At 58.7% G+C, this 9,183-nt stretch carries 8 protein-coding genes; 2 read left to right on the forward strand and 6 right to left on the reverse strand.

The window, feature by feature from the left end; translation table 11 throughout:
• Positions 1–67: 67 nt before the first annotated feature.
• The 6 genes from ABIE63_RS15490 to ABIE63_RS15515 form a co-directional block, all read right to left on the reverse strand.
• Positions 68–1,618, reverse strand: a complete 1,551-nt coding sequence (locus ABIE63_RS15490) for a TRAP transporter large permease subunit (protein ID WP_354505708.1) — start codon at positions 1,616–1,618, stop codon at positions 68–70.
• Entirely contained in the window at positions 1,615–2,118 is a 504-nt protein-coding gene (locus ABIE63_RS15495; protein WP_183416969.1) for a TRAP transporter small permease subunit, read from the reverse strand. Before ABIE63_RS15495 ends, ABIE63_RS15490 begins: the two co-directional genes overlap by 4 nt.
• Positions 2,119–2,193: 75 nt before the next feature.
• Positions 2,194–3,294 (reverse strand): TRAP transporter substrate-binding protein, encoded by a 1,101-nt coding sequence (locus tag ABIE63_RS15500; RefSeq protein WP_183416968.1) that lies wholly within the window; start codon positions 3,292–3,294, stop codon positions 2,194–2,196.
• A gap of 120 nt (positions 3,295–3,414) precedes the next feature.
• Complete coding sequence (locus ABIE63_RS15505; protein WP_354505713.1) at positions 3,415–4,938, reverse strand: histidine ammonia-lyase; 1,524 nt, start codon at positions 4,936–4,938, stop codon at positions 3,415–3,417.
• A gap of 38 nt (positions 4,939–4,976) precedes the next feature.
• Positions 4,977–6,467 (reverse strand): transporter substrate-binding domain-containing protein, encoded by a 1,491-nt coding sequence (locus ABIE63_RS15510; protein ID WP_354505716.1) that lies wholly within the window; start codon positions 6,465–6,467, stop codon positions 4,977–4,979.
• Between the two features lie 137 nt (positions 6,468–6,604).
• A complete protein-coding gene (locus tag ABIE63_RS15515; protein WP_354505719.1) occupies positions 6,605–7,171 on the reverse strand; it encodes a HutD family protein in 567 nt (188 codons plus the stop codon).
• Positions 7,172–7,385: 214 nt separating this feature from the next.
• Between ABIE63_RS15515 and ABIE63_RS15520 the strand changes: the two genes are divergently transcribed.
• Both ABIE63_RS15520 and ABIE63_RS15525 read left to right on the forward strand, forming a co-directional pair.
• Positions 7,386–8,078: a GntR family transcriptional regulator gene (locus ABIE63_RS15520; RefSeq protein WP_354505722.1), complete on the forward strand. Its 693-nt coding sequence runs from the start codon at positions 7,386–7,388 to the stop codon at positions 8,076–8,078.
• Positions 8,079–8,332: 254 nt separating this feature from the next.
• A partial coding sequence (locus ABIE63_RS15525; protein ID WP_354505725.1) for an aromatic amino acid lyase occupies positions 8,333–9,183 on the forward strand: 851 nt, incomplete at its 3' end.

The raw sequence follows: 9,183 nt of genomic DNA on the forward strand, positions 1-9,183 counted from the left end.
GGGCCACTACAGCCTGTCAAAGGCTTTTATCCGCTGCGGCACCGCGGCAGTGGCAAAAGGCTGCGACTCAGAACACGATAGAAGGGAGCCAGGTGGGGATGGCCGGAATCATCCAAATAATGGCGACACCAACGATCTGCAGCAGAATAAACGGCGCGACCCCCGCATAGATCTGCCCTGTCGTTATCTCCGGCGGGGCCGCGCCTCGAAGATAGAAGAGCGAGAAGCCAAAGGGTGGCGTCAGAAACGATGTCTGCAAATTGATCGCGATCAGGATCGCCAACCATATGGGGTCATGTCCCATCAGAATCAGCATCGGTGCAATCAGCGGCAGCACGATGACCGTGATCTCAACAAAATCCAAGAAGAAGCCCAGGACAAAAATAAGGGCCATGCAAAAAATCAGGGCGCCGGTGGCGCCGCCCGGCATGGCGGTCAAAATTTGCTCGATGCGCGCCTCGCCCCCTAATCCGACAAAGACCAGCGAGAACATGCTGGCGGTCAGAATGGTTGCAAAGATCATCGAGGTAACGGTCATCGTCGATGTCAGAGCCGGCTTAAGAATGTCGGCGGTCCAGGCGCGCTTCAAGGCCGCCACGATGGCCACCATCCCAAGCAGAGCCAACATTGCATAGAGGCCGCCTTGCACCCAATCCAAGGTCCCTGCATCGCTTCGCTGCAGATGTACGGGCGCCAGACCCGACACAATGCCCAGCAACAACAAGCTTCCTGCCCCCGCCAATATCAACCAAGGTTTGGCGCCCAGCCTATGTCCGGCCATCAAAAGCGCTCCGATAGCCCCGACCGAAGCGGCCTCGGTGGGCGTCGCCACGCCACCAAGAATCGCGCCTAGCACCGCGACAATCAGCAGTACCGGCGGCAGGACGGCGATAGCGACCTCCAAAGCCGATGGCTTGTCATCCAGTTGCACCGCCGCCGGCGCATCGTTGGGCAAAAGCCATGCGCGCCCTAAAACGTAGAGAATGTAGATCACCACAAGGGTCAAGCCAGGCAGCAAAGCACCAGCGAAAATCTGTCCTACCGAAATGGTCTCGACAGTGAACTTACCTTGTGCGAACTGCGCCTGCTGGTAGGCATTGGACATCACGTCGGACAAGATGATCAAAAGCGTTGACGGCGGAATGATCTGGCCAAGGGTACCCGCCGTGCAAACGATGCCAGACGCCAGCTCCGGGTTGTAGCGATTGCGCAGCATGGTTGGCAACGCAATCATCCCCATTGCAATGACGGTCGCTCCCACGATCCCTGTGGACGCCGCCAACAAGGCCCCGACGAGCACCACGGACACGCCCAGCCCGCCGCGCAGTCGGCCGAACAACCGGCCCATGGTCTCCAAGAGATCCTCGGCTATATGGCTTTGTTGGAGGATCACGCCCATCAGAACAAATAGCGGTATGGCGATCAAAACTGTGTTGGTAAGCAATCCGAAGACGCGCTGACCCAAAGCGCCTAGCAAGGAGATGTCCATTACCCCGAAAACCCAGCCGAGAACAGCGAAGAGCGTTGCCACCCCCGCTATGCTGAAAGAAACCGGAAAGCCGAGAAGTATGCAGGCGATCAGCGCCGCAAACATCATGAGATCAAGAGGTAGGGTCAAGATTGTCTCTCTTGCAGACGCGCTATATTGCGCATCAGACAGGCTAGTGACTGGATTAACAGGAGTACGCAAAAAGCCGGTATCAGTGATTTCAACAAGAAGGAAGCCGGTATACCCCCAACCGAAATTGGACCCTCCAGGATCGCCCAGGCATTGCGCACCGATGGCCAGGACCAGTAGAGCAGCAACGACATCGACGGTATCAGGAGAAAGACGTGCCCGAACAGATCAATTGCCGCTTGCCAGCGTGCGTTTGCTTTGGCGTAAAAAATGTCGACTCTGACATGCCCATCGACCAGCAAGGTATATCCCGCACCCAACATGAACAACGCGGAATGCAGGTAAAGCACGCTCTCGTTGACCGCGACAAAACTGATGCTGAAAACATAACGTAGCAGCACGATCGCAAACTGCGTCAGCACCATGATAAGGGCTGCCCATCGGACGATGCTGCCGACGAGGCGATTGACCATGTCGAGCCTGTCTGCGGTTCTGTTCACAGCCCCTCCCCTACGCGCAAGTCCGGTGTGCCAGCGCGGATTCCCACCGCGCTGGCCCCTCCGGCACTCTACAGCTTAGTACTTGTAGTTCAACGCACGGGCGTTCATCTGCCCATTGTCGGCATAGGTCATGTATTCGCTGATCGATGCGCGATAAGCGAGGAAGCTTTCCATGATGCGCTTAACCAGCTCGTCATTGTCCTCTCGCAGCTCCGCCATCACTTCGCCTGCGGCATTGCCCAACGCGACAATGACGTCATCCGGCAGTTTACGAACCTGCACGCCCTGCTCGGCGACAAGCTGCTGAAGCGCCAAAGCGTGCTTCGTCGTGTACTCGGTCCAAACCGGGTTGTAGAGGCTTTCACAGGCAAAGCCGACCGCACCCTTCAGATCATCCGGCAAATCATTGTAAACCTTCATGTTGATGCCGCATTCCTCCGCCGACGACGGTTCGCCGACGCCCGGCCAATAGTAGTACTTGGCGATTTGATAGAAACCGAGTGCGCTATCCGACCAAGGCCCAATGAACTCGCCGGCATCCAGCGCACCCGACTGCAGAGCCTGGAACATGTCGCGGCCGCCCATGGCCTGCACCGCCATGCCGATTCTGGCATACATGTCCGAAGCCAGACCGGCCGTACGGAACTTCAAGCCCTTCAGGTCATCGACCGAGTTGATCTCCTTGCGGAACCAACCCTGCCACTGCGGTCCGGAATTGCCGCAAAGGAACGGCTTGAGGTTGAAGCGTGCGTACATCTCGTCGTAAAGCGCCTGCCCGCCGCCGTGGGCCATCCAACCAAACTGCTCGTCGGCGCGCAGACCGAAGGGTTGGGATCCGAAAAGCTCAATACCCTTGGACTTAGACCCCCAGTAAGCAGGAACCGCATGATAAAGTTCAGCGGTCCCTTCGGAGACGGCGTCAAACACACCGCGCCCTGGGACCAGTTCTCCCGCGGCGAAAAGCTTGACCTCGATACGCCCGCTGGAAAGCGTGGTGATGCGATCAGCAAGCATTTGGGCTGCAACACCTGGACCCGGCAGGTTCTTAGGCCAAGCCGTTACCATTTTCCACTGCATCTTGCCTTGCGCGATCGCAGGCATGGGGAAGGTCGCCGATGCTGCCGCAGCACCGGCAACACCGGCGCCAGCCAGAAACTTACGTCTTGTTGTCGTCATCACACTCTCCCTTTCTTTTGATCTTGGTGCACCCTGTTACCCTCGGCATTATCAACGGCCACTTTCCGCTGGCAAGAGCGCCGATTCACCGCGGCCAGCCATAACCCCGCCTCGCCGCCTTCAGTGTGACGTCCAATCCGGACCGGCAACACTGCTTTCAAGCAGGGCTCTTCGTACTGCAGCTATATCCTCGGCCATGAGACGGTCGCGAAGCATTGTCGGCACCACATCGCGAACTGCCTGGTAAAGCGGTTGCAACAGAGGCGCGGGCTTCAAGCCACGGATATCGCAGGCCTGCGCCGCCAGCAATGCTTCGATCGCCACCACGTCGAATGCCGTGGAAACCACAAAGGCAACCCGGCGCGCCGCAAGCGGCGCCATCGGCACATGGTCCTCGGTATTTACGCACGTCGGGATGGTCTGAATCGCCGCGGGTACGGCTCGCATCCTCATCTCAGCAATCAGCGATGCCGCCGTGTATTGGGCGATCATGAACCCGGAGTTCTCGCCCGGCGCTGAGTCCGGGTGAATCAGAAAGGCCGGAAGGCCGCCATTGTGGTGCGGGTCAACAAGCCGCGCGGCACGACGCTCCGAAATCGTCGCGGCGGACGTTACCGCATTGGCTAAATAGTCGAGCACCTCCGCCGCCGCCTGGCCATGGAAGTTCCCGGAGTTGGAGGTGACGAAGCCATCGGCCACCCCAAACAGCGGGTTGTCATTGGCGGCATTGATCTCGATCTCCAGCGTCCGCCAGCAATGGGCGAGCGCATCCCGTGTCGCGCCAAGGACTTGAGGGATGCAGCGTAGACTCAGCGCATCGCGCATCCGTTCGGGGCGCGGCGGCAGGACCGCTTTGGAACCGTCCGTCAACGCACGTAACCGGCTTGAAGTGGCAATCTGGCCTGGGTGGGGCTTGGCCAAGGCAACCCGCTCGTCAAAGCTATCGGCAACCGCCCCTAACGCTTCCAACGAGAGCGCCGCAACGGCTTCCGCTACTTGGATCAACCGTCCAGCGTCATAGGCGGCCAAGCAACCAATGCCCGTCGTCTGCTCCGTGCCGTTGATCAACGCGATGCCGTCGCGGCCAGCGACCGTCGGTAAAGGGATGCCCGCCCGCGCCATCACGCCCTTGGCCGCCTCGAAGTCGCCGCTACCAAGACGCGCCCGCCCCTCGCCAATCAGCGGCAGAGCCATATGCGCAAGCGGCGCAAGGTCGCCGCAGGCGCCGACCGAGCCGCGCTCGGGCACCAACGGCACGATACCGGCGTTCACCATCGCTATCAAAGCATCCAGGGTTTCAGGGGAAATTCCGGTCAAACCGGTTCCCAAAACATTGACCCGGATTGCCATCATTGCGCGAACCGCCTCGGGCTCCATCGGTCGCCCAACGCCGGCGGCATGGCTGCGCAATAGATTGTGCTGAAGGTTACGCACCTTGTCCGGCCCGACGGCAAAGCCGTCAAGCGCCCCAAAGCCGGTCGTCAGACCGTAGATGGGGTGTCCCTGGGCGACCAGATCGGTCAAATAGTCAGCGCCTGCGCGGACCTTCTCCGCCGCGCTTGCGGCTAGGGCCAATTGGTCCCCTTTCCGGGCGATGGCGACCACATCGCCAATTGTTAGATGCTCACCGTCCAGCACGATCATGACTTTGCCCCCAAAACAATTTCACCGAGGCGCGGCAATCATTGCCGCAGGCCCTCAATGCGGTCCTGATAGAGTCTGTAGGTTACATAATACTTAAGTATATTCCGCACGTAGATGACCGGCTCACGACTGATCGTTCTAGCGGCTGCAAGCTCTACCGAACCGAACCATACATTCGGGTCTAATCCCATTTTCTTGCTGCGGGCGCGCGCTTTGCTGATATTGCCGGGGCCTGCGTTGTAGGCGGCGAATGCAAAGAGTGTTTGATCGAAATCGCTCATTGCCGGATCGCTGAAATAGTGATCTCTCAGGAACCGAAGATATTTCACCCCAGCTTTGACATTGTTGTCTGCCGTTGAGATATCCGGCACGTCAACGACGGGATCGCGTGCCGTCGCCGGCATCACTTGCATGATTCCAATAGCGCCGACTGGGCTGCGTTTGTCCTGGTCGAGGCCGGACTCTTGATAACCTTGAGCAGCGATCAAGACTGTATCGAAACCATATTCGGTCGCATGCTTTTTTATCAGTTCAATGGTTTCGTCCAACCGGTCCGAGGATTCCTCGCCCATCGCATTCCTGACTCGCTTGGTGTCCTTGAAGTAGCGGTTAATAAGAGTGTTTCCAAGAAGCGTGCCTTGCTTGGCGCTCTTGATGAAGCCATTGAGCGAGTCCTTCAAGGCCGGAGAATCCTTGCGCAGCGCCCAGGCAATTTCACCACTTTCATTGATCGCCAGATCATCGCGGACGATCAAACCATCGATGATCCTTGCGTAAAGATGAGCCATGTGAGCATCGACGATCCCGGCGGGAAGTACCCCCGCCGCAACAAGCTCCAAGATGTCGCTATCCTCCATGTTCTCGTCCATCGGCTCTAGCGCTATCTCCCGCAAACCCTTGGCGACGCGACCCTCGTTCAACGTCATCATGTGCTCAAAGTAACTGCTCGATGGACGCAGATGCAGCGTGATCTTTACAAGGTCCTCCAGGCTCGTGAGCGACGGCGCAGATGGCCCGGTCACCAAGACTTCACGAATTTTGGTCGCAATTGGATTGGTAAAGTCGACTCGCGCGAATCTTTCCGGCGTTACGGTCAAATTCGCCATCAAAACATCGACCCGCCCGTCTTCAAGGGCACCGATCATACCGCCGCGAGGCAGCGCAACGACAACGATCGTCAGATCGCTGGCCTCTTTTCCGAGTTTCTTGCGCATATGCGCCTGAAGCTCTCGGACAAGCTCAACGATTATGCCGCGTTGGTCGGCACCGCTATAGGAAAAGAGCACTGGGTTATAGGCTGTTCCAACGCGCAGGAATCCACGCTTCAGGATACCATCGAGATCACCTGTCCAGGGTTGTGCAACCCAATCCACCAGAGCATCCGACTCAGAGCCGGATTCGGCATCTGCCGCTTGCCGCACAGTGGTGTTGCTCGCCGCGTAGCTGGCGGCCGCCGCCGACGCGGACAGCACAAACAGCGCCATTACACCGATGAAACTTCGCCAAACCCGGCGCAAGAATCGTGACATGAACCACCCTCCCAATGCCGACGGCTGGAACATTGTAGTGATCTTTGCCGGTCCGTCCGTCGTCACGGCCCATTTTGGCGTAGCTACCCTGCTGCCCTGTTTTGGAACAAGCGGTTCGATGTCATGAAGGTATGGTTCTATAGAATCCTGGCTACAATGAGTCTACCGCGCCCTTCGGCATGAACAGAATCCACGCTATCGCGATCAAACAGCAGGCAATCCAACGCCTCCAGTTTTGCTTCTCCACCACTGCCACTCAGCACAACGCTTCCGGATGCACAGACAATTGCCAATGTCTTTGCTTCCCGGTTCAGCACGATTTTACCATTAATCTCCAAGGACTCGACACGGTGTTTAGCAGCCTCGCGCCTCGTCATGACGTTGAAGTCCCTGACGGGGCCGCCTGGAAGCCGAGCGACGACATCCTCATCCGCCGGGAAGCCAAGCGGGGCGGAGTTTGGATCAAGCACCACGGCCTTGCCGCCTTGAAGGGTCAACTCAATCGAACCTTCAAGAACGCATAAGGTCCGATCCACTCCCTCGAAGCGCGAGAAAGGTCCGTCACTGGCTACGTCCGCCATGCTGATCCGCCATTCGAAATCGGCTAGGTCGGCACCCTCTGGAAAGGCTGCTATCTCACGCGTTATACCACCACCGTTTTTCCAAGGCATCCTGCGATATCTCGCAAACCGGAGAAGTTGCATGCTTGCGCCCCTGTACGCCAATTAACGCACCGATTAGGCCATAAGCGGCGGGGAAACGTCCACACGGTTTGTATTGTCTGGACTTAGCTTAGCTTATGTCTGATTTTATCGTGTAAGGCTGTCACTCAACATATGGGCCGAACCGTAGAGGCAGACCGAAAGCGAGAAGAAAAACTTGGCTGTTTCACTGTCTGTGACCAAGGTGGAGAGACGGATGACGGCAGGGACCTATCGCGAAATAAAGGCCGATATCCTGCGTCGAATCACGCAAGGCGAATGGAAGCCGGGAAGCCTGGTTCCCAACGAGTCGGATTTGGCGGAACACTACGGCGCGGCGCGCGCCACGGTGAACCGAGCCATGCGTGAACTGGCCGAGGACGGTCTGATCGAGCGTAAACGCAAGGCTGGCACCCGGGTTCGATTGTCGCCTCTGCGGCAAGCGAAGTTCGATATCCCGATTGTACGACAGCAGATCGAAGAGCAGGGCTCAACGTACCGCTATGCCCTCGTCCAGTCCGAGGTTGCTGCCGCGGCAGACTGGTTGCGCGCGCGGATGCGGCTCGATCCAAAGGCAAAGGTCCGGCACCTGGTTTGTTTGCACTTCGCTGACGGCAATCCCTACCAGGTCGAGGATCGCTGGATCAATCTCTCCGCCTTGCCCCAAGCACGCACGGCCGATTTCTCCAAAGTCGGGCCAAACGAGTGGCTGGTTGCCACGATTCCTTTTTCGGACGTCGAGATAAGTTTCTCGGCCACGGCTGCAGACACTGCGCTAGCCGACAACCTTGGTTGCGCGATCGGGGATCCTCTGATGCAGGTCGAGCGCTCGACCTGGTGGAGGGAAAGCGCGGTTACCTACGTAAGGCTTGTCCATCAGCGCGGATATCGCATGACGACCCGCTACTGATACCGATGCCGGGACAGACAACGCCAAAGGGAAGGTCAATCAATTCTGTGTTGACAAATTATTATGTGCAGACATAAAACACAAAAGATTAAATAATATGGCCTTGTTTTCTTTCGCCGAGCAAAGGCTAAGATCGGCTGAGGAATGCCTCAGTCACTTTGACCACGAACCGCATCTTCGGTCTGCGCTGTGACCAGCGCTATGGAACCTGGTTAACACGACCTGCTCCATAGCCCGTGTTTTGGAGGAACCACATGACGCTCACGCTCGTGCCCGGTCAGGCGACACTGGAGACGCTGGAGGCGATCTGGCGTGGGACAGGCCCCATACGGCTCGATGAATCGGCCCGCGCAGGCATTGAGGCCGCTGCCAAGTTGGTCCGTGACGCGGCGGCGGGCGATGCCGCTATCTATGGCGTGAACACCGGCTTCGGCAAGCTTGCCAGCGTCAAGATCGCGGCAAAGGACACGGCGAAGCTGCAACGCAATTTGATCCTCAGTCACTGCTGCGGCGTGGGCCAAGCGCTCGATCAGGCGACGACACGGCTGATGATGGCGCTGAAGCTCCTCAGCCTGGGACGCGGCGCTTCGGGCGTGGCTTGGGAGACGGTTCGCTTGCTGGAGGATATGCTGGCCGCAGGGGTTATGCCCGTCGTCCCCGATCAAGGTTCGGTCGGCGCCTCCGGTGATCTGGCGCCGCTGGCGCACATGGCTGCGGCCATGCTGGGTGAAGGCCGGGCAACCCATGACGGCGAGGAGCTCCCGGCCGCAGAGGCCCTGAAGCGCGCCGGACTGACGCCTATCGTGCTCGGACCGAAGGAAGGCTTGGCACTTATCAACGGCACCCAGTTTTCGACGGCCTGCGCGCTCGTTGGCCTGTTCGGCGCCTGGGCCAACGCCCGCGCCTCAATCGTCACGGCGGCTCTTTCCACCGACGCCATCATGGGCTCCACCGCTCCGTTGGTGGATGCGATCCACACGTTACGAGGTCATCCGGGCCAGATCGACGTGGCCCGCGCGCAAACGGCCTTGATGGCGGGTAGTGAGATTCGCGAAAGCCACCGGGAAGGTGATACCCGGGTCCAGGACCCCTACTGCATCCGCTG

It is taken from the genome of Limibacillus sp. MBR-115, from assembly GCF_040549425.1.
Classification (GTDB): domain Bacteria; phylum Pseudomonadota; class Alphaproteobacteria; order Kiloniellales; family CECT-8803; genus Limibacillus; species Limibacillus halophilus.

Coding starts and splice junctions, on each gene's coding strand:
- ABIE63_RS15500 (WP_183416968.1), bottom strand. CDS start 3,294: ATGACGACAACAAGACGTAAGTTTCTGGCTGGCGCCGGTGTTGCCGGT.
- ABIE63_RS15505 (WP_354505713.1), bottom strand. CDS start 4,938: ATGATCGTGCTGGACGGTGAGCATCTAACAATTGGCGATGTGGTCGCC.
- ABIE63_RS15510 (WP_354505716.1), bottom strand. CDS start 6,467: ATGTCACGATTCTTGCGCCGGGTTTGGCGAAGTTTCATCGGTGTAATG.
- ABIE63_RS15515 (WP_354505719.1), bottom strand. CDS start 7,171: ATGCAACTTCTCCGGTTTGCGAGATATCGCAGGATGCCTTGGAAAAAC.
- ABIE63_RS15520 (WP_354505722.1), top strand. CDS start 7,386: ATGACGGCAGGGACCTATCGCGAAATAAAGGCCGATATCCTGCGTCGA.